Source organism: Lactococcus cremoris subsp. cremoris KW2 (assembly GCF_000468955.1).
Lineage (GTDB): Bacteria > Bacillota > Bacilli > Lactobacillales > Streptococcaceae > Lactococcus > Lactococcus cremoris.
Map to the genome: position 1 here is coordinate 413786 of NC_022369.1, position 22161 is coordinate 435946.

18 protein-coding genes and 1 tRNA gene are annotated in these 22161 nt (G+C 36.8%); 18 read left to right on the forward strand and 1 reads right to left on the reverse strand.

Annotated elements, in window-relative coordinates:
- Positions 1-99 precede the first annotated feature (99 nt).
- The 17 genes from KW2_RS02055 (at position 100) to glmM (ending at position 20769) form a co-directional block, all read left to right on the forward strand.
- Entirely contained in the window at positions 100-1440 is a 1341-nt protein-coding gene (locus KW2_RS02055; protein WP_011834479.1) for a DEAD/DEAH box helicase, read from the forward strand.
- A gap of 3 nt (positions 1441-1443) precedes the next feature.
- Positions 1444-2028, forward strand: coding sequence for a YdcF family protein (locus KW2_RS02060; protein WP_041168563.1), 585 nt, complete (start codon positions 1444-1446; stop codon positions 2026-2028).
- A 115-nt stretch (positions 2029-2143) separates the two neighbouring features.
- Positions 2144-2890, forward strand: a complete 747-nt coding sequence (locus KW2_RS02065; RefSeq protein ID WP_011675487.1) for a MurR/RpiR family transcriptional regulator — start codon at positions 2144-2146, stop codon at positions 2888-2890.
- Positions 2891-3131: 241 nt separating this feature from the next.
- Positions 3132-3458: a PTS sugar transporter subunit IIB gene (locus tag KW2_RS02070; protein ID WP_011675488.1), complete on the forward strand. Its 327-nt coding sequence runs from the start codon at positions 3132-3134 to the stop codon at positions 3456-3458.
- Positions 3459-3540: 82 nt separating this feature from the next.
- Positions 3541-3891, forward strand: coding sequence for a PTS lactose/cellobiose transporter subunit IIA (locus tag KW2_RS02075; RefSeq protein ID WP_011675489.1), 351 nt, complete (start codon positions 3541-3543; stop codon positions 3889-3891).
- A 93-nt stretch (positions 3892-3984) separates the two neighbouring features.
- The gene (locus KW2_RS02080) at positions 3985-4713 is read left to right on the forward strand and encodes a MurR/RpiR family transcriptional regulator (RefSeq protein ID WP_021036739.1); all 729 of its coding nucleotides are present in this window, start codon (positions 3985-3987) and stop codon (positions 4711-4713) included.
- Between the two features lie 292 nt (positions 4714-5005).
- On the forward strand, positions 5006-6343 hold the full coding sequence (locus tag KW2_RS02085) for a PTS sugar transporter subunit IIC (RefSeq protein ID WP_011675491.1): 1338 nt from the start codon (positions 5006-5008) through the stop codon (positions 6341-6343).
- Between the two features lie 89 nt (positions 6344-6432).
- On the forward strand, positions 6433-7869 hold the full coding sequence (locus KW2_RS02090; protein WP_021036740.1) for a 6-phospho-beta-glucosidase: 1437 nt from the start codon (positions 6433-6435) through the stop codon (positions 7867-7869).
- Positions 7870-8154: 285 nt separating this feature from the next.
- Complete coding sequence (locus tag KW2_RS02095; RefSeq protein WP_011834484.1) at positions 8155-8436, forward strand: hypothetical protein; 282 nt, start codon at positions 8155-8157, stop codon at positions 8434-8436.
- Between the two features lie 158 nt (positions 8437-8594).
- Positions 8595-8665: transfer RNA gene (locus tag KW2_RS02100), tRNA-Cys, on the forward strand.
- Between the two features lie 135 nt (positions 8666-8800).
- Positions 8801-10861: an NAD-dependent DNA ligase LigA gene (ligA, locus tag KW2_RS02105; RefSeq protein ID WP_021036741.1), complete on the forward strand. Its 2061-nt coding sequence runs from the start codon at positions 8801-8803 to the stop codon at positions 10859-10861.
- A gap of 138 nt (positions 10862-10999) precedes the next feature.
- On the forward strand, positions 11000-12028 hold the full coding sequence (locus KW2_RS02110; RefSeq protein WP_011675494.1) for a diacylglycerol kinase family lipid kinase: 1029 nt from the start codon (positions 11000-11002) through the stop codon (positions 12026-12028).
- A 221-nt stretch (positions 12029-12249) separates the two neighbouring features.
- The gene (locus KW2_RS02115) at positions 12250-13386 is read left to right on the forward strand and encodes an ABC transporter ATP-binding protein (protein WP_011834488.1); all 1137 of its coding nucleotides are present in this window, start codon (positions 12250-12252) and stop codon (positions 13384-13386) included.
- Between the two features lie 306 nt (positions 13387-13692).
- Entirely contained in the window at positions 13693-17364 is a 3672-nt protein-coding gene (gene nifJ, locus KW2_RS02120; RefSeq protein WP_021036743.1) for a pyruvate:ferredoxin (flavodoxin) oxidoreductase, read from the forward strand.
- Positions 17365-17538: 174 nt separating this feature from the next.
- On the forward strand, positions 17539-18417 hold the full coding sequence (gene cdaA, locus KW2_RS02125; protein ID WP_021036744.1) for a diadenylate cyclase CdaA: 879 nt from the start codon (positions 17539-17541) through the stop codon (positions 18415-18417).
- Positions 18407-19366: a CdaR family protein gene (locus KW2_RS02130; protein WP_014572070.1), complete on the forward strand. Its 960-nt coding sequence runs from the start codon at positions 18407-18409 to the stop codon at positions 19364-19366. The genes cdaA and KW2_RS02130 overlap by 11 nt, the downstream gene beginning before the upstream one ends.
- A 44-nt stretch (positions 19367-19410) precedes the next feature.
- Positions 19411-20769 (forward strand): phosphoglucosamine mutase, encoded by a 1359-nt coding sequence (glmM, locus tag KW2_RS02135; protein ID WP_021036745.1) that lies wholly within the window; start codon positions 19411-19413, stop codon positions 20767-20769.
- Between the two features lie 73 nt (positions 20770-20842).
- On the opposite strand, the gene treR is transcribed toward glmM, so the two are convergent.
- The gene (gene treR / locus KW2_RS02140; protein ID WP_021036746.1) at positions 20843-21559 is read right to left on the reverse strand and encodes a trehalose operon repressor; all 717 of its coding nucleotides are present in this window, start codon (positions 21557-21559) and stop codon (positions 20843-20845) included.
- A 110-nt stretch (positions 21560-21669) separates the two neighbouring features.
- On the opposite strand from treR, the gene KW2_RS02145 reads away from it, so the two are divergent.
- Positions 21670-22155, forward strand: coding sequence for a PTS sugar transporter subunit IIA (locus KW2_RS02145; protein ID WP_021036747.1), 486 nt, complete (start codon positions 21670-21672; stop codon positions 22153-22155).
- The last annotated feature ends 6 nt before the right edge of the window (positions 22156-22161 follow it).

The following is a 22161-nucleotide window of genomic DNA, read 5'->3' on the forward strand; positions in this document are numbered from 1 at the left end:
TAATAGAAAAAAGTCCCTTCCATGGATAAATTAATGTTTAACAGATATTCGTTAATTTTTAAAATGTAACGAATGATCCTCAACAAATGAAAGAAAAAAATGAAATTTACAGACTTTAATTTTAAAGATTATATCAACCAAACTTTAGAGAATATCAAATTTGAAAAACCTACTGAAGTGCAACAAAAATTGATTCCTATTGTCCTTTCTGGACGTGATTTGGTAGGGGAATCTAAAACAGGTTCTGGTAAAACGCATACCTTTTTATTGCCAATTTTCCAGAATATTAATCCTGAACTTGATGAAGTGCAAGCAGTCATCACGGCACCTTCTCGCGAATTAGCGACACAAATCTACAAAGCTGCTCAAGAATTTGTGAAAGTAAATGACAAAATTCGCGTTTCAAACTTTGTCGGTGGAACAGATAAAGCCCGCCAAATTAAAAAATTAGAAGCAGCACAGCCACATATCGTTATTGGGACACCAGGTCGGATCCATGATTTAGTTAAGTCTAATGCCTTGGTTGTTCATACAGCAAGGACATTTGTTGTCGATGAGGCGGATATGACACTTGACATGGGCTTTTTGGCAGATGTTGACCAAATTGCTTCAAGCTTTGGTAAACGTGTGCAAATGCTAGTCTTTTCAGCAACAATTCCTCAAAAACTGCAACCTTTCTTGAAAAAATATTTGCATAATCCAGTCATGGAAAAAATTGCAAATAAAACAGTCATTTCAGATACCATTGAAAACTGGTTAGTTTCAACAAAAGGAAGTTCACATAATCAACTTTTACTTCAATTGACTAAGGCACTCAATCCTTATATGGCAATGATTTTTGCTAATACAAAAGGACGTGTTGATGATATTCATCATTTCTTGACAAGTAATGGTCTTAAAGTGGCAAAAATTCATGGTGACGTGCCACCACGTGAGCGTAAACGTATCATGAATTCAATTAAAAATCTTGATTATCAATATGTTGTTGCGACTGATATTGCAGCGCGTGGAATTGATATCGAAGGAGTTTCACATATTATCAATGATGAAATTCCAAAAGACTTGACTTTCTTTGTTCACCGTGTTGGACGTTCTGGACGTAATGGATTACGTGGTACAGCGATTACACTTTACAGCCCTTCTGATGATTCAAGCATTCGTGAAATCGAAAAAATGGGTGTAACTTTCCAACCTAAGGCTGTCAAAGATGGCGAAATTGTAGATTCTTATGATCGTGACCGTCGTGAAAAACGGACGAAAAAACAAGATGAAATTTCACTTGCTACTCGTGGAGCCTTAGCTAAAGGAAAGAAAAAAGTCAAACCAGGCTATAAACGTGCTATTAAATGGCAAATTGAAGAAGAAAACAAAAAGAATCGTCGTGCAGAGCGCAATAAAAATGCCCGTAAAACACGTGATTCTCGTAAGCAAAGTTTCTAATTGATGAAAAAATTTATCAAATTTTTAAGCTTTTTTCTTGGAGCAATTCTATTGATTTTGCTTGTTTGTTTAGGATTGATTTTTAGTAAGTCTAATGACAGAACAGCGGATAAAGCCAGAGATATTGATACGATTTTAGTATTAGGTTCACGGATAAATGCTGACGAGCAACCGGCAAAAATAACTCAAGAACGTCTTGACGCAGCACTTTTACTTGCCGCTAAGAATCCACAAGCAAAAATCATTGTTTCAGGAGCTAAAGGAGCTGACGAACCTGTCAGCGAAGCTTTTAGCATGAAAAAATATTTGATGGCACACGCGATTAGTGCTGACAGGATTATCAGTGAAAATAAAGCGACAGATACCGCAGAGAATTTGAGCTATTCCAAAAAATATTTTCATGGGAAAACAGTGGTGGTGACCAATGATTTTCATCTCTATCGTGCTTTATATTTAGCAAGCCGTCAAGGGCTAAAAGTAGAGGGATATGCTGCGAAAACTGAGGTGACAAATCCGCTTTATTATCCGAATTATTATGGTCATGAAGTACTTGGTTTAATTTATGCTTTTGTCTTTGGAACGGGATAAAAATAACTCTGTCAGTAGATTTATGTTTTAGTTAGACACTTTGTCAGCGAATATGATAATTAGCAATGAGGCTGATAATTCTATCCTAATTAATTCTAAACATGGAGAATAATAAATGATTTTTCTACCAGAACAAATTAGTAAACTTAATGAGCTTGAAACCTTAGTTTTTGATTTCATCATAAAATCACCCGAAGAAGTTCAACAAATGACCATTCGTGATTTGGCAAGTCAGGTTCACGTGTCAACGTCAACAATTGTTCGTTTATGTACAAAACTTGGTTTTGAAGGTTGGGCTGACCTAAAATTTTATCTTAAAAATCAATTGAAAGAAAAAACACCAGAAGAACAGCACTATGATAATATGCTTGAATTTAACATGTTTTTACGTCGAATGAATACAGATAATTACCAAGCCAAACTTAATAATGCTGCTCAAATGATTGCTAAAGCTGATTATACTGTTTTTTTGGGACTAGGAACTTCTGGTTCATTAAGTGAGTATGCAACGAAGTATTTTGTAAATACAGGCCTGCGAAGTTTTGTCATCTCTGACCCCTTTCAAGCTGTTCAAGTTCAGGGGATGGGGAATGTTGTTGCGGTGATTATGTCCGTATCCGGAGAAACTGAACAAGTTGTCAATAAAGAATTAGAATTTAAATCTGGTGGTGCAAAAATTATTTCAATCACGAATAATGAAGATTGTACGGTTGCTAGACTCGCTGATCATCAACTCTCTTATAATCTTGTTAATGAATGGTCTAAGCAATATCCTTTAGGAAATTTGACTACTCAACTTCCAGTACTCGCTATTTTAGAAATTTTAGCTCACAAGTCAATTGATTATCTTGTTAAAAAATGATAAATTTGTTCCAAATGAAGAAACAAATATTTCAAAATCCTACTATTTGATAGTAGGATTTTTAATATATTAGTCCAAAAGCTCAAAAAGGCTGATTTAAAGCAGATGAGTAGACTTTTCAATTATTTTGTAAAGCACTTTCAAAAAATAGATAACGCTTGCATTATGAAAATGAAAACGTTATAATTATTTTTATAAAGAACGTTAAATTATAAAACGTTAAGAATAAGGAGAAATAATTATGGCAGATAAAGTTATTGCACTTGCATGTGCAGCCGGTATGTCAACATCACTTTTAGTATCAAAAATGCAAAAAGCAGCAGCAGAAAACGGAAAAGATTACGAAATTTTCGCAAAATCAACAGCAGACATTGATAATATGCTTGCAGGAACAGGTTCACCAAAACCAGACGTTTTACTTTTAGGCCCACAAGTTGCCTTCATGAAAGGTGAAGTTGCTAAAAAGGCAGAAATTGCTGGCGTTCCAATGGACGTGATTAAAATGCAAGATTACGGAATGATGCGTGGGGATAAAGTTCTCGCAGCTGCAGAAAATTTGATGAATTAAGCTTTGTTTTATTAAACCTGTGGGAGGGCGAAAGCTCTTTTACTATGTAAAAATAAGTATAAACAGAAACGGAATATAAGAAATGACTGATAAGTACGAGAATCCAACAAGTGATGACTACATGGGTGTGGTAATGGGCATTATCATGAGTGGAGGAAACGCCAAAGGTTTAGCCTTCCAAGCCATTCAACAAGCTAAAGATGGAAAATTTGCAGAAGCAGAAAGCTCATTAAATGAAGCGAGTGAACAACTTCGTGAAGCTCATGATGTTCAAACAGATCTCTTAACACGTTTGGCACAAGGAGAAAAAATCGGCTGGAATCTTTACATGGTTCACGCTCAAGACCATTTGATGAATGCTATTACCTTTAAAGACCTTGCAGTAGAAGTTGTTGGTCAAGAACGACGCCTTCAAGCACTTGAAAACAAATAATACAGCTCCTAGCTTATTAGAAAAGCAAGATTAAAAGTTGCGGAGACGCAACTTTTTTCTAACAAAAATCGTTGAGTAAGAAAGGAGTAGAAAATGAGTTTTTTTGGAAATGTTGACTTTCAAAAATTAACCTATACAGAAAGGACTTGCTACAGTTATCTTCGCGATAATGTTGATAAAATCCCTTATTTACGCGTCCGTGACATTGCTTTAGAGGCCCATGTTGGAACTTCAAGCGTCATGCGTTTAATACATAAAATGGGTTATGATTCGTATACGGATTTTAAAGAATATATTATTGATAAAAAAGAGCTAGAAAAAGGAATTTCTAACACTGCTATTCCTTTCTCATTAGATATTTTTTCAGGAGACGTTGAACAGCGTTTAGATAATTTAGCGCAACGTGTGATTGAAAGTGATAATATCATTTTTACCGGAGTTGGCTCAAGTGGTTTAATCTGTGATTATGCAGCTAGAAGATTAGCTGGTGTGGGCATTAATACTTTTTCATTTAGCGATGTAACTTATCCGATTGCTTCAAAATTGCAAAATACAACCAATACTTTAGTAATTGCTTTATCCATTTCAGGTGAAACTAATGAAATCATTGAAGTACTGACGAGTCTTCGGTCAAATAAAGATGTTTATATTTCGAGTATCACGCCCAAAATTAATTCGAGTATCGCTGAACTGAGCGATTTTGTCCTGACCTATCGAATCAATGAACACCGAATTAACACGCATTATGACTTAACGAGTCAATTACCTACTGTCTATTTGACAGAACGTTTAACAGATCTCGTTTATCAACGTTCCAACTAAAAAAGCCAATCTGGCTTTTTTCTATGCTCTGTCGTTCCTAATGGTTTGATATCTAAAAGTAAAAAAGTTAAATTGAGATAACAAATATAATTATCAAGGCTGAACCTCGCAAGCTTAAAGGAAACTTATATGACAATTTTGGTACAGGAGTCTTCAAAAGTGGCACAGAACCAAAGTGATGGAAAAATAAGAAACCGCTTTCTTTACTTTGCCTATTAATGCTATAATGAAAATGTAGAAAAGATGGACGTGAAACCAGTTCATCAAAAAAAGTAAAGGAGACTGTTCAACCATGAACAATTTTATTCAAAACAAAATCATGCCTCCAATGATGAAATTTTTGAATACCCGTGCAGTCACGGCAATCAAAAATGGTATGATTTATCCTATCCCATTTATCATTATTGGTTCAGTATTCTTGATTCTTGGTCAACTGCCATTCCAAGCAGGACAAGACTTCATGAACAAAATCAAATTGGGCCCACTCTTTTTACAAATTAATAATGCTTCATTTGGTATTATGGCTTTGCTTGCCGTGTTCGGTATTGCTTACGCTTGGGTTCGAGATGCAGGTTATGAAGGAGTACCCGCTGGTTTAACAGGTGTCATTGTTCACATCTTGTTGCAACCAGACACAATCCATCAAGTAACAAGTGTTACTGACCCAACTAAAACATCAACAGCATTTCAAGTAGGTGGTGTCATTGACCGAGCTTGGTTAGGTGGGAAAGGGATGGTTCTCTCAATCATCGTTGGACTCTTAGTAGGTTGGATTTACACTGGCTTTATGCGTCGGAACATCACAATCAAAATGCCAGAACAAGTTCCAGAAAACGTTGCCGCATCATTTACTTCACTTGTACCTGCAGGAGCAATCATTACAATGGCTGGTGTGGTTCATGGAATCACAACGATTGGCTTCAACACAACTTTCATTGAGTTAGTTTATAAATGGATTCAAACACCATTGCAACACGTGACTGACGGTCCGGTTGGGGTCTTCGTTATTGCCTTTATGCCAGTATTTATCTGGTGGTTCGGTGTTCACGGAGCGACAATCATTGGTGGGATTATGGGACCATTGCTTCAAGCAAACTCTGCTGACAATGCTGCTCTCTACAAAGCAGGACATCTTAGCCTGTCAAATGGCGCCCATATCGTTACTCAATCATTTATGGACCAATACTTGACAGTTACTGGTTCTGGTTTGACCATTGGTTTGGTTATCTTCCTCTTAGTGAGTGCAAAATCAGTTCAAGGTAAAACTTTAGGACGAATGGAAATTGGACCTGCAGTATTCAATATCAACGAACCTATTCTGTTTGGACTTCCTATCGTTTTGAATCCAATTCTTGCTATTCCATTTATCTTGGCTCCGTTGATTTCAGGAATTTTGACTTACTTAGTGATTTATCTAGGAATCATTCCACCATTTAATGGTGCCTATGTTCCTTGGACAACCCCTGCGGTCTTGTCAGGATATCTAGTAGGTGGCTGGCAAGGTATGGTTTGGCAAATTATTATTCTTGCTTTGACCACAGTTCTCTATTGGCCATTTGCCAAAGCTTATGACAATATTCTTCTGAAAGAAGAAGCTGAAACAGAAGCTGGAATTAATGCTGCCGAATAATTGCAAAATTTAGATGAGCTCAAGACTTCTTGAGCTTATCTTGTTAAGAAATGATAATTTAATAATTCTAATAATTACAAGGAGAAATTATGACTTTAAAAAAAGACTTCCTCTGGGGAGGAGCAGTTGCTGCACATCAACTTGAAGGAGGCTGGAATGCTGGTGGAAAGGGAGTTTCCGTAGCAGACGTGATGACAGCAGGTAGTAACGGCGTAGAAAGAAAAATCACAGATGGAGTAATTGAGGGAGAAAATTACCCTAATCATGAAGCTATTGATTTCTATCACCACTATAAAGAAGATGTAGCACTTTTTGCAGAACTCGGTTTAAATTGTTTTAGAACATCTATTGCTTGGACACGCATTTTTCCTAAGGGAGATGAGTCTGAACCTAACGAAGAGGGCTTGCAATTCTATGATGACTTATTTGATGAATGTTTAAAAAATGGTATTGAACCTGTCATTACTCTTTCTCACTTTGAACTTCCTTATCATTTAGTGACAGAGTATGGTGGATTCCGAAACCGAAAACTCATTGATTTCTTTGTCCATTTTTCAGAAGTAGTGATGAATCGTTATAAAGATAAAGTTAAGTATTGGATGACTTTCAATGAAATTAATAACCAAGCAAACTTTATGCGCGACTTTGCCCCTTTTACTAATTCTGGTTTGAAATTTCCAGAGGGAGCAAGCGAAAAAGAGCGTGAAGAAATCATGTATCAAGCGGCTCATTATGAACTTGTTGCCTCGGCCAAAGTTGTAGAGTTGGGACATAAAATTAATCCTGATTTCCAAATTGGTTGTATGGTTGCCATGTGTCCGATTTATCCTGCAACTTGTAAACCGGAAGACATGATGGCTTCAACCGTTGCTATGCAACGTCGTTATTGGTTTGCAGATGTCCACGTTCGCGGACATTACCCAAGTTATTTAAAGGCTTATTTTGAACGTAAAGAATTTAAACTTGATATTAGTGATGAAGACTTAGAAGTTTTGAAAAATGGAAAAGTTGATTATATTGGTTTTTCTTACTATATGAGTTTTGCAATTAAGGACCATGGAAAAGCCCCAACTTTTGATTATAACGAAGATAAAGATTTAGTTAAAAATGACTATGTTAAGGCTTCTGAATGGGGGTGGCAAATTGACCCATTAGGTTTACGTTATGCGATGAATTGGTTCTATGAACGTTATGAAAAACCACTTTTCATTGTTGAAAATGGCTTTGGTGCTGTAGATGAAGTTGAAGCTGATGGAAGTATTCACGACCCATATCGAATTGAATATTTAAAAGCTCATATAGAATCAATGAAAGAAGCTGTTGAATATGATGGGGTTGATTTAATGGGATATACTCCTTGGGGCTTTATTGACCTTGTTTCTGCTGGAACCGGTGAAATGAAAAAACGCTATGGTGTCATCTATGTGGACAAAGATAATGAAGGAAATGGAACATTAAAACGCTCTAAAAAAGATTCATTTGATTGGTATCAGAAAGTTATTGCAACCAATGGTGAAGAACTTTAAAATTGAAAGACACGAAAGTGTCTTTTTATTTTTACTATAATGTAAAAAAAACACTTCAAAATAGGAAAAGGTAGTATAAAGGGTACATCTGTGTATTTTATCAATATTTTAAGGAGACAAGAAGTTTTGTAAGATAAAAATTTCGGATTATTAGATACTTGATTGTAAAAAACGTTTTCAATATGCAAAAAACAGTGATTAAAATTCTAAAAGCCTTTTGACAAATTCGTGCATTTTGCTAAAATATCTTTACTGAGTAGTTCATGTGTAACAGAAAGGGGTTTTATGCAAGCAAAATATAGGGGACAGCTTGTAGAAGTCTGGAAAATTTCGCATCAACCAATTCGTGAAATATGGGTTAGACATGCCTTTGAACAGGCACGACTGTCTTGGAATGAATGGAATAAAAATGTCTTAAATTTTGAGTCAATATCAGGTGATTTGGCTTTAGTTGGCGATTTTTTAATTCAAAAAGATGGAAAAAGGTTTTATGTTGTCAGCAGGGACAACGTTTATCGCGATTTAGTATTTATAGACGAAGAAACAAATTTTGAAATTGAAAATTAGATTCTCATCAATACTGAGGAATATCAACTAGTCGCACTAAAGAATTATTAAAACTTTTGGAATGTATTACAAGAAGTGTTGTTTTAAATGATTGAAAAGGGGCGTTGTAGTTCATGCTTGCCATAAATTTATTTTTCCGCTATAATAGTTAATGTTGTGGCGGCGTAGTGAAGTGGTAACACATGGCTCTGCAAAAGCTTAATCGTCGGTTCAAATCCGACCGTCGCCTTACTAAAAAAATAAAAACTTGCTTAAAAGAGCGAGTTTTTATTTTTTTATTGAATCAATTTATTAAAGAAAACTTAGAGGATTTGATGTGTTTTGGTAATCATACTAACCCGTCTTTTGTGTTAAAATAGGAGCTATGAATATCGAGTCAAAAATTAAAGAGCTTACGGATCAGCTTAATCAATTTGCCTATGAATACTATACTTTAGATGAGCCGTCTGTAGAGGATAGTGAGTACGACCGCCTATATCATGAATTAGTGAAATTGGAGCAAGAAAATCCTCAGTTAGTGAGAGCGGATTCTCCCACTCATCGGACTGGTGGCGTCATTTTAGATGGCTTTGTGAAATTTCGACATCCTTATAATCTTTATAGTTTAGGGGACGTTTTTTCGCGGGAAGAATTAGCCCTTTGGGAAGAACGTGTCCGCAAAGAGATTGTTAATCCAGAATACATTTGTGAATTAAAAATCGATGGTCTTTCGCTATCTCTTTACTATGAGAATGGCTTACTCGTGACTGCAGCAACCCGTGGTGATGGAACAACTGGTGAAAATATCACAGAAAATGTAAAACGAATTAAAGACGTTCCCTTAAAATTAAAAGAAGCCATTGATATTGTGGTACGGGGAGAGGCTTATTTACCGCGTCAAAATTTTGCTAAACTAAATGCTGAGCGTGAACTTGAAGGAGCAGCTCCTTTTGCCAATCCTAGAAATGCAGCAGCAGGGACTTTACGTCAGCTAGATACAAAAATCGTAGCTAAACGTGGTTTGGCAACTTTCCTTTATCAAGAAGCAAGTCCGGCAACCAATGATACGCAAGAAGAAGTATTAGAATATTTCGAAGAACTTGGATTTCAAGTCAATCCTGAGCGTAAATTTGCTCGAAATTTGGATGAAATATGGGAATTTATTGAAGAAGCAACTCGCTTGCGTGACGAATTGCCTTACGATATTGATGGTGTGGTTATCAAAGTCAATAATCTTGCTGAGCAAGAGGAATTAGGTTTTACGGTTAAAGCCCCTCGGTGGGCTATCGCATATAAATTTCCAGCTGAACAGGCGGAAACGGAAATTCTATCTGTTGATTGGACGGTCGGCCGTACAGGCGTTGTAACACCAACAGCAAATATGACACCTGTTCTTTTGGCACAAACAACGGTTGCAAGGGCAACTTTGCATAATGTGGATTATATCCAAGAAAAAGATATCCGTAATCATGATAAAGTAATGATTTACAAGGCGGGAGATATTATTCCTAAAGTTGGTAAGGTCCTTCTGGAGAAGCGAAAACCAGCTAGACATCTTCGTAAAACTCATCGAGCTAACAAATATGTTTGGACAAGATTTGGTAGACGAAGTGTAGAGAAAGGATTAGTTTTCTCAAAGCGAGAAGATAATCGTGTAAAAATTCCAACTCAATGTCCGGAATGTGATTCAGATTTGATCCATTTTGAGGATGAGGTGGCATTGCGTTGTGTCAATCCTTTGTGTCCTGCTCAAATCCGAGAGAAGTTAATTCATTTTGCTAGTCGTGATGCGATGAATATTGTTGGCTTGGGGCCATCAGTAATTTCACAACTTTTTGATAAAAAATTAGTCACTGATGTTGCTGATTTATATCAATTGACCGTTGAAGATTTACTGACCCTCGATAAAGTCAAAGAAACTTTGGCTCAAAAAATTGTATCTGCAATTGCGCAAAGTCGTGAAAATTCAGCAGAAAAATTACTTTTTGGTTTAGGAATTCGCCATGTAGGTGGTAAAGCTGCTAAATTATTATTAGAACGTTTTGCTAATCTTAGAGCTCTTTCTCAAGCAAGTGAAGAAGAAATTTCGGAAATTCCATCACTTGGTGGGGTAATTGCTACAGCTGTGGTTTCATATTTTGAAACAGCTGGAGCCAAAACTTTACTGGATGAACTAGAGAATGCTGGTTTGAATTTTGCATATTTAGGCGCAGTTAATGTTGAAGGGATATTATCGGGGAAGACGGTTGTTTTGACTGGTAAATTAACGACCTTGAAACGAACAGAGGCTAAAGAAAAATTGGAAGCTTTAGGAGCAAATGTTTCGGGCTCTGTTTCTAAGAAGACTGATTTAGTGGTCGCTGGTGAAGAAGCTGGAAGTAAATTGACAAAAGCTCAAGATTTAGGAATCGAAATCTGGTCAGAACAAGATTTACTTGATTTATAAAATAATTTATCTTGGAGTTTAGAGCAGACTTTATATAAAAGAGATTTACTGACAGAATTGTAAAAGCCTAAGGGCTACTCTCTGACAAAGCCGTCAGTAAATAATTTAAAAAGAATGGATGAGAAGTTTTCGGGGGAAATGATGAAGGCGAGATTGATTTACAATCCGACATCGGGTCAAGAAATTATAAAAAAACATATTGCTGATATTTTGGATAAATTAGAGCAATATGGGTATGAAGCAAGTGCTTATCAAACGACAGCAGAACAAGATTCGGCTAAGAAAGAAGCAGCACGAGCAACGCAAGCTGGATTTGATTTAATCATTGCAGCAGGTGGAGATGGCACAATTAATGAAGTTGTGGCCGGAATTTCTCCCTTTGAGAAACGACCACGATTGGCCATTGTCCCAACGGGAACAACTAATGATTTTGCAAGAGCACTGAAGATTCCACGAGGAAAACCACTGGAAGCAATCGAAATCATTGGTAAAAATCAAATTTTAAATATTGACGTTGGTCATGCCATTATTAAAGAAACCAAAGATGAGCAATATTTTATTAATATTGCTGCCGGTGGAGGACTGACAGAACTTACTTACAGTGTTCCTAGCCATTTAAAAACAGCATTTGGTTATTTGGCTTATTTAGCCAAAGGTGCAGAACTTTTACCTCGTGTCCGCAAAGCACCGGTTCGTGTTGTTCATGATGAGGGTGTCTTTGAAGGTGATATTTCAATGTTTTTTGCGGCACTGACTAATTCAGTTGGTGGTTTTGAAAAGATTGCGCCTGATGCAAAGTTAGATGATGGACTGTTCACACTTATTTTAGTAAAAACTGATAATTTATTTGAATTGATTGCTTTACTTGCAATTGTAGCCAATGGAAAACATTTGGATGATGTTAATTTGGAGTATATTAAAACAAGTAAAATTGAGATAGAAGCTTTAGGTGGACAATCAATCCTTCTTAATTTGGATGGTGAATATGGCGGAGATGCTCCTGTTCAATTTGATAATTTAAAAGGGCATTTGGATATGTATGTCAATCTTGATGAAATCAATGATGACCATTATATTGGCGATGAAGAAACTTTAGCTTTGGAAGCAGTTGCTCAAAAATTTGCTGAAGAAGCAAATAAGATTAAAGATGAAGATGAAACAGATTAATAAATGATAAAAGTTGCTGACAGAGTTGTCAGTGACTTTTTTGATGCTGTCAGCAAAAAGAAAAGATAATTTTAAAATTGTGAATAAGAGTGTGGTTTAATTTCTATCCTGTCAGTAATTTGTGCAAACTGCCCAAAAGATTTAGGCACTTATCTTATTGTTTTTGGAAAACGTTTACAGTAGAATATAAACAAAGAACAAAAGTTACTAGAGGAGAAATAATGACAACACTTGTTTTAGACAAAATTTACAAAAAATATCCCAATGCCACTCAATATGCCGTTGAAGATTTCAACATTGATATCAAAGACAAAGAATTTATCGTATTCGTTGGACCTTCAGGTTGTGGGAAATCGACAACTTTACGGATGGTTGCTGGACTTGAAGATATTACCGAAGGTGAATTTAAAATTGATGGTAAGGTCATGAATGACGTCGCTCCAAAAGACCGTGATATCGCCATGGTTTTCCAAAACTATGCGCTTTACCCACACATGACTGTTTTTGACAACATGGCCTTTGGTTTGAAACTTCGTAAATTCAAAAAAGATGAAATTAAACGTCGTGTTGATGAAGCAGGAGCTATTCTTGGCTTGACCGACTTGCTTGACCGTAAACCCGCTGATTTATCAGGTGGTCAACGTCAACGTGTAGCAATGGGACGTGCGATTGTCCGTGATGCTAAGGTCTTTCTTATGGATGAACCTTTGTCAAACTTGGATGCTAAACTCCGTGTTTCTATGCGGACAGAAATTGCGAAAATTCACCGTCGTATTGGTGCAACAACCATTTACGTTACCCATGACCAAACTGAAGCAATGACACTTGCTGACCGTATTGTTATCATGTCTTCATCACCAAACTCAGATAAGACTGGGACAGTGGGGCGCGTGGAACAAATCGGAACGCCTCAAGAACTTTACAATGAACCAGCAAATAAATTTGTTGCTGGGTTTATCGGAAGTCCAGCTATGAATTTCTTTAATGTCAAAGTTACCGGTGGAAAATTGACAAATAATGAAGGATTAAATATGGACCTTCCTGAAGGAAAAGCAAAATTGCTTAAAGAACAAGGTTACGAAGGAAAAGAAGTTATTCTTGGAATCCGTCCAGAAGATATTCAAGCAAGCAATTTGGCACAACAAGCTTATCCAAATCAAACCATTGAGGCAGAAGTTGTCGTTTCTGAACTCCTAGGTGCTGAAACAATGCTTTATCTTAAAGCTGGTTCAACTGAATTTGTTTCTCGTGTTGAAGCGCGTGATTTCCGTAATCCAGGAGAAAAAATTACAGTTGCTTTGAACTTGAATAAATCACATTTCTTTGACGCTCAAACTGAACACCGTATCGTTGATTAAATTTTAAGCCCTCTAAATCCATAAGATTCTGTCATTAATTGATGGAATCTTTTTTTCTATGTAAATAATAAGGTTACTGACAGAGCGGATAACTAAGGCTTTAACAAAGATAATGTCAAAGATAATTGACACTAAGCAGGTTCAACTTTTTAATTTTAAAATGCTAAAATGAACATAGTCAAAATAATATTATTAGGAAAGCTCTCGTCTTTTTCGATTTAGTAATAAATCACATAAAGAACACCGACACCGCTCTTTATGCCGTAAAAATGTCGAATAAATGCTCTCCTGAGAAGGTTTGAAAAAATGAAAAAAACAATGGACGGAAACATGGCGGCGGCTCATATTGCTTACGCTTTTTCAGAAATTGCCGTAATTTATCCAATTACTCCAAGTTCTCCGATGGCAGATTATACTGACGCTTGGTCAGTTGCTGGACGTAAAAATATCTGGGGACAAAGAGTAAAGATTACCGAACTACAATCAGAAGCCGGTGCAGCAGGTGCCATGCACGGTGTTCTTAAAGCAGGAGGGCTTGCGACAACTTATACAGCTTCGCAAGGACTTCTTTTGATGCTCCCAAATATGTATAAAATGGCTGGGGAACTTTTACCAGCAGTTATTCATGTGGCAGCTCGTGCTGTAGCTGCTGGGGCGCTCAATATTTTTGGCGACCAGTCTGATGTCATGTCAGCCAGAACAACTGGTTTTGCTATGCTTGCAGAGTCATCTGTACAAGAAGTGATGGACTTGTCAGCAGTTGCTCATTTGGCAACCCTTGAGGGCTCAGTCCCTTTTTTGAACTTCTTTGATGGCTTTAGAACTTCTCATGAAATTCAAAAAATAGATGTCATCGATTATCAAGATTTACTACCAATGGTCAACCAAGAAAAATTGGCCGATTTTCGTGCACGTGCAATGAATCCTGACCATCCAACGGTTTCAGGAACGAATCAAAATGCAGATATTTATTTCCAACAAAGAGAAACAGTCAATGCATATTACGAAGCCCTTCCTGAAATTGTCCAAAAATATATGGGCAAGATTAATGAACTTCGTGGAACAGACTATGACTTGGTCAATTATTATGGTGCACCTGATGCGACAGAGGTCATTGTTTCTATGGGTTCAGTCGCAGGAACAATTGAGCAAACAGTGGACTATTTGAATGCTCAAGGTCGCAAAGTTGGATTTTTGAATATTCATCTATATCGTCCATTTCCAATGGAAAATTTCCTTGAAAAATTGCCAAAAACAGTGACATCAGTGGCCGTTTTGGACCGGACAAAAGAAGCAGGCTCAAATGGCGAACCGCTGTTTCTTGATGTTCAATCCGCACTTTTTGATAGTAATGTCAAAGAAGTGATTGGTGGCCGTTACGGAATTGGTGGGAAAGATACTCGTCCTGAGCACATTGTCAGCATTTTTGATGAGTTGCTTAAGGAAAATCCAAAACGTATTTTCACCATTGGAATTACTGATGATGTCACAAATTTATCTCTTGAAAACCTGTCAGTACTTGACTTGACACCATCAGATACTTTTCAAGCAAAATTCTGGGGCTTTGGTTCTGACGGAACGGTTGGAGCAAATAAGGCAGCGATCAAAATTATTGGAGACCATACTGACAAGTACGTTCAGGCCGCTTTTGAGTATGACTCTAAAAAATCTGGTGGTCTGACCATTTCGCATTTGCGCTTTGGCGATTCACCAATTAATTCCGAATATATGACTGCCACTCTTGATTTTGTGGCCTGTCATAATATGACCTACGTTCGTAAGTACAACCTAATTAAGGGATTAAAAGCAGGCGGAGTTTTCCTTTTAAATACAAGTTGGGATTTGGAGCATTTATCCAAAAATCTTCCAAGTGAGATGAAACGATATATTGCTGAAAATAATATTCGTTTTTATACCATTGATGCCATGAAAATTGCTCATGAAACAGGAATGGAACGCAGAATTAATACAATTATGCAAGTAGCCTTTTTCAAATTAGCTCATGTCATGCCTTTTGATGAAGCTTATGAAATCTTGAAAAAAGATGCACAAAAGTATGCTAAAAAATCACCAACTATTGTTGAACAAAATTTGAAGGCCATGGCCCTTGCTTTAAATGGGTTGCATGAAGTGATTGTTCCAGAAAGCTGGGCTGAAACTACAGAAAATGTTATAGAAGCAGTTACGAAAGAAACGGCTCGTAAAAAATATGTTTTTGAGATTGTAAATAAAACCAATGCCTTTGAGGGGGATGAGCTTTCAGTTCAAACTTTAGTAGATAATGGCATGACTTTTGGTGACGAACCTTTGGGGACCACGGCTTCTGAAAAAAGGGGGATTGCTTTGGAAGTTCCAGAATGGAATGCCCAAGCTTGTATTCAATGTAATGAATGCTCGTTCGTTTGTCCGCACGCCGCTATTCGTCCATTTTTGGTTGATGAAGACGAATGGAACCAAGCACCTGAAGGTTTTCATGTTATGGATTACAAAGGATCTGATGGTTTAAAATATCGTATTCAGGTTTCAGTTGAAGACTGTACAGGATGTGGTTTGTGTGTTGAAGCTTGTCCTAAAAAAGGTGAAGCATTGAAAATGATTCCTTACGAAGGTCAAGAAAAAGAATCAGTCAATTGGGCTTTTGCACAAACGCTTAAAACAAAAGAAAATCCAGCTCGTCCAGGGACAATTGTTGCCAGTCAGTTTGAAAAACCACTCTTTGAATTTTCGGGAGCTTGCTCTGGCTGTGGTGAAACACCATATATCAAATTATTGACCCAAATGTTTGGCGACCGGATGATGATTTCTAATGCGACCGGCTGTTCAGCTATTTATGGTGGAACACAAGCGACCCCTTATACAACAAATGAGCAGGAACAAGGACCAGCTTGGTCAAATTCGCTTTTTGAAGATAATGCTGAATATGGCTATGGAATGTGGTTAGCATCGCAAACACGTCGCCAAAAGCTAGCAGCAGAGGTTCTTGAAGCACTTCCAGAAATGTCGGATGATTTACAAAATCTGGCCAAAGATTGGGTGGAACATTTAGAGGATTCAGAAGGAACACGAGCACGTGCTGAAAAAATGAAAGGTATGCTTGCTTCTGAGCATTTCAATTCTCCTAAATTAGACGCGATTTACAAACAAAAAGACCAATTCGTCAAACCTACTCAATGGATTTTTGGAGGAGATGGTTGGGCCTATGATATTGGTTTTGGTGGATTAGACCACATCGTTGCCTCAGGTGCTGATGTAAATATCTTGGTGATGGATAATGAAGTTTATGCTAACACAGGAGGACAGGTTTCTAAAGCTACTCCGGCCTCAGCCATTGCTCAATTTGCTGCTGGCGGAAAATCTAGTACCAAAAAAGATTTGGGCGCAATGTTGATGACTTACGGAGAAGTTTATGTCGCTCAAATTGCCTCAGGTGCCAATATGATGCAAACAATTCGAGCTTTTGATGAGGCTGAAAAATTTAAGGGTCCTTCAGTTATTATTGCGTATACACCATGTATTTCACATGGCCTTTATGGAGGAATACATTTAGCGCTCGATGAAGCGAAAGAAGCAGTTAATTCTGGTTATTGGCAACTTTATCGCTACAATCCTCTTCTTGAAGATTTGGGGAAAAATCCGATGATTCTTGATTTCAAAAAACCTGATTTTGGTAAAGTTAGAGACTTTTTACTTACTCAATCGCGATTTGGAAATTTATTGAAAGTAGACGCAGAGCATGCTGAGAATCTCTATGATAAAGCAGCCAAAGATTCACGAAAAAGATTTATGCGTTATGCTCGATTATCTGGTGATTTGGATAAATTCTTAGAACGTGAAGCCAAAGCCTTGGCTAAGAAAAATGCTGACTTAGGGATAAGTACAGAGACAAATCTTAAAAAAGAAAGAAAGACACGCCCAGTTGACCCTGAACGTGAAGCTAGACGAGCAGCTCGAAAAGCAGAACGGGCGGCTAAAAAATAATTTAATGGAAAATTACTGACGAAATGATTGTGTCAGTAATTTTTTATATCGTCAGCCAAAAATCCATAAATAACAAATATATCAAGCTTACCGTTAATCATTATATGGGAATACAGCAGTTAATATAAAATTTTGGTATAATTAAAGTAACGATATGAAAAGGAGGGGGAACTTTTGACCGACTTCAATCAATTTTTTAACCTTGAATTTTGGCAAAAAATTTTTGAATTGAATGAATCACCTCTGCGGATTGCTATTGCCGTATTAGATATTGCAATTGTCAGTTTTTTCCTTTACCAAGCGATTCGCTTTGTACAAGGAACAAAATTAATGACGCTTGTTCGTGGTGTGATTATTTTCATTTTTATTAGAATTATTGCTGGACTTATTGGACTTACAACAGTTGAGTGGCTACTCAATCAAGTCATCACTTACGGGGTTATTGCCGGAGTTATCATTTTTCAACCGGAAATTAGGCGAGCACTTGAAAGCTTGGGAAGAACAACCACTTTATTTACACCAACAAAAAAAGGGAGCTTAGATGGTCACATTTCAGCTTATGAAAAGTCATTTGCTTACATGTCTGAACGAAAGATTGGGGCATTAATTGCGATTGAGCAAGGACAAAACTTGAACGAATTTGTAAGTACCGGAATTCGGTTAGATGCTGATATTACCAGTGAACTACTTATTAATATCTTCATTCCCAATACTCCGTTGCATGATGGCGCAGTCATTGTTCAGGGAAATAAAATAGCCGTGACAAGTGCCTACCTTCCCTTGACTGAGAAGTCAGGCATTTCAAAACAGTTTGGGACAAGACACCGGGCTGCAATTGGACTTTCTGAGGTTTCAGATGCTTTGATTTTGGTAGTCTCAGAAGAAACTGGCGGAATCTCAGTAGCACATAATGGCGAGTTTTTTGCCGATATTTCAAAAGAAAAATTTCATGATATTTTAGTCGCAATCTTAGTTCCTAAAGTTGAAAAAACAGTGAGAGGAACAGGAAGAATTAGAAAAAATAAGGTGGAGGAAAAGAAAAATGGCAAATAGATTTTTTAATTCCAAAACATTTTATATTTTAGCTTCTGTTTTCTTTGCAATTGTGCTTTTCTTTAATGCTAACGCTACATCTATTCGCAATCAAGGAACCAACCAATCTGGTGAAGTTTACACCGCAACAATTAATAATGTTCCGGTAGAATTAAAGTATAATTCTAATAAATACTTTGTCAGTGGTTATAACAGCAGTGCAACAGTTCATTTATCAGGATATAATCGACTTTCAATTACCAATGAAGAAAACTCAGATACTAGAAATTTCTTTTTAAGTGTTGATTTAACAAAATTGAAAACTGGTAAATTTGATGTTCCAATCAGAATTGAACAACTTCCAGGTGGGGTGACGGCAACAATTGAGCCTAAAACCATGAATATTACGGTGGAAGATAAAGCTAAAAAAGAATTTGAAGTGACCCCAAAAGCTGATTCAACTCAACTTCCAGAAGGATTTACGATAGATAGCCTTACTGTTAGTGATGAAAAAGTTAAGGTTACCGCAGGAAATGAAAGTATTCAAAAAATCTATGCAATTGAAGCAGCTTTGCCGAATGATGTTAATTTAACAGAAAACTATTCAGGCACAGTAACTCTTCACGCCGTAGATAGTGCAGGTAAAATTCTACCGGCACAAATTGAACCTTCAACAACACATTTAAAAGTTACAGTGAATAAGTTAACAAAAGATGTTCCAGTTAAAATAACACAAAAAGGAACACTTGATAAGACTTTATCAGAAGTGAAAACGAAAATTTCTGATAAAAATGTTACTTTGTCGGGTGAAAAAAGTGCTTTAGAAGCAATTAATAGTGTGGAAGGCACAGTAGATATTACAGGCATTGTGAAAGAAACAAAAATAACAGTTCCCTTACATGCAGCAGGAGTAAGTATAGATCCGCAAGAGGTTGAAGTTACTTTGACCCCGGTAAAAATCGGTAGCTAATTTTTGATAACAGATAAAAAGAATAAAAAATGGAGACAATAAAAATGGGTAAATATTTTGGAACAGATGGTGTTCGCGGAGAAGCAAATGTTGAATTAACGCCAGAAATGGCCTTTAAACTTGGTCGTTTTGGAGGCTATGTTCTCAGTCAACACGAATTGGAAACTCCCAAAGTATATGTTGGCCGTGATACACGAATTTCTGGGCAAATGCTTGCGAGTAGTTTGATTTCAGGACTTTTGTCTGTTGGGATTGAAGTTTATGATTTGGGAGTCATAGCGACACCTGGTGTTGCGTATTTGGTAAAAAAAGATGGAGCCTCTGCTGGAGTTATGATTTCGGCAAGTCATAATCCTGCCTTAGATAATGGAATTAAATTCTTTGGTGGAGATGGCTACAAATTAGAAGATGAAAAAGAGCTCGAAATCGAAGCTTTGATTGATGCCAAAGAAGATACTTTGCCACGTCCATCAGCTCAAGGTTTGGGAATGCTTCATGATTATATTGAAGGCGTTCGTAAATACCAAGCTTTCTTAAAAACAACGGCTGAAGGTGACTTTGAAGGTTATAATGTGGTGCTTGACACTGCGAATGGTGCTTCATATACCTCAGCACGTGCCGTTTTTGCGGATTTGAAAGCTAATTTAACAGTGATTGGTGAAAATCCTGATGGACTTAATATCAATGTTAAAGTTGGTTCAACTCATCCTGAAGCGATGGCTAAAAAAGTTGTCGAAACAGGAAGTGACCTCGGACTTGCCTTTGATGGGGATGCTGACCGTTTAATTGCCGTTGATGAAAATGGTGAAATTGTTGATGGCGATAAAATTATGTTTATCGTTGGGAAGTATCTTCTTGAACAAGGTAAATTAGCACAAGATACTTTAGTAACAACAGTAATGTCTAATCTTGGATTCCACTTGGCACTTGAAGAAGCAGGAATTAATTCAGTAATTACAGCTGTTGGTGACCGTTATGTTGTTGAAGAAATGAAGAAAAATAATTATAACTTCGGTGGTGAACAATCTGGTCATATGATTTTCCTTGATTACAACACGACTGGAGATGGTCAACTTTCAGCTATTCAATTATTAAAAGTAATGCGTGAAACGGGTAAAACTTTATCTGAATTAGCAAGTGAAGTTACAATTTATCCTCAAAAATTAGTTAACGTTCGTGTAAAAGACAATGCAGCTAAGAAATCAGCGATGGATGTGCCAGCTATTCAGAAAGTTATTTCAGAAATGGAAACTTCAATGAATGGTAAAGGACGTATTTTAGTTCGCCCTTCAGGTACTGAGCCCCTTTTACGTGTGATGGCTGAAGCTCCAACTCATGAACAAGTTGACCATGTTGTGGATACAATTGTTGAAGTTGTTGAAGCGGAAATTGGTGTGAAATAAAGAAAAGACAAGGAGAATATTCTTCTTGTCTTTTTTCATATCCTAAAACTCTACCTACTGTGGTAGAGTTTTTTTATCTTTTTTGACGTCTAGCAAACTCTGTAAAACGAAAACGGTCAACCTGATGTCGTGATTCAGTATACTGGAAAAGTGTATTATCGGCAAGATAGACATGAGATTTCACGGAAACAACATGATGGTCCTTCGGATTTAAATCAAGATATGTAAAATCATCTTCACAAGCAAAATCAATGGTAACTTCTTTTTGGGCATAGGCAATATCAAGTCCCAAAGGCCCTTCTAAATAATCGTAAGTAGAATTTTGGGCATGTGCGGGGGTCAAACCATCAGCGTATTTTTCTAAAAATAAATCCCAATCCAAAATGGAAAATTTACCATCTACTTTTCTTCTTCTAAGAATACTAAGGGCTTGGTCGCCGATGGCGAATCCAGTAGTTTCTGAAAGAGCTGGGGTAATTTGTATACTTTCAAATTTTATTACTTCAGTTTCACTGTGAAAACCCATTGAAGTTTGCAATTCTTTATATGAAGTTAAGCCGGAAATAGGGAAAAGGAGCCGATCGTGAGCGAGGACAATGCTACCATAGCCATGTCTTCTTTGGATGAGCCCTTTTTCTTCTAAAATTTTTAAAGCTTGTCTGACGGTTGAACGACTACTTTCATAACTAATAGAAAGTTCATTCTCGCTTGGAAGAATATCGTTCGTTTTATAGATATCATTAAAAATCTTTTTTTCTAAATCTTGCAAAATCACTTCATATTTCTTCATACTTTATATTTTATCATAAAAATAATTGTTAACGCTTGCTGAAAACGTTTTTATGTGATACAATGATTTTGTTAACTTGTACGTACAACTGCAAAAGATAGGAGATTCTTATGTTTGGAATAGGAAAAAAGAAAGAATTGAGAGATGATAAAAGCCTTTATGCTCCAGTTTCTGGGGAAGTTATCAACCTTTCAACAGTCAACGACCCCGTGTTTTCAAAAAAGATAATGGGAGACGGGTTCGCGGTTGAGCCAAAAGAAAATAAAATTTTTGCCCCAGTTTCTGCAAAAGTAACTTTGGTTCAAGGACATGCAATTGGTTTTAAACGTGCTGATGGCTTAGATGTACTTTTACATCTTGGAATTGATACAGTAGCTCTTAAAGGTCTTCCTTTTAAAATCAAGGTCAAAGTTGATGATATTGTCAATGGTGGTGATGAGCTTGGAAGCGTTGATTGGGCACAGATTGAAGCTGCAGGTTTAGATAAAACGACAATGGTTATCTTTACAAATACAAAAGATAAACTCTCTGAGTTCAATGTCAATTATGGACCAGCTACTTCTGGAAGTGAACTTGGTAAGGCAAGTGTTAAATAAAGAATA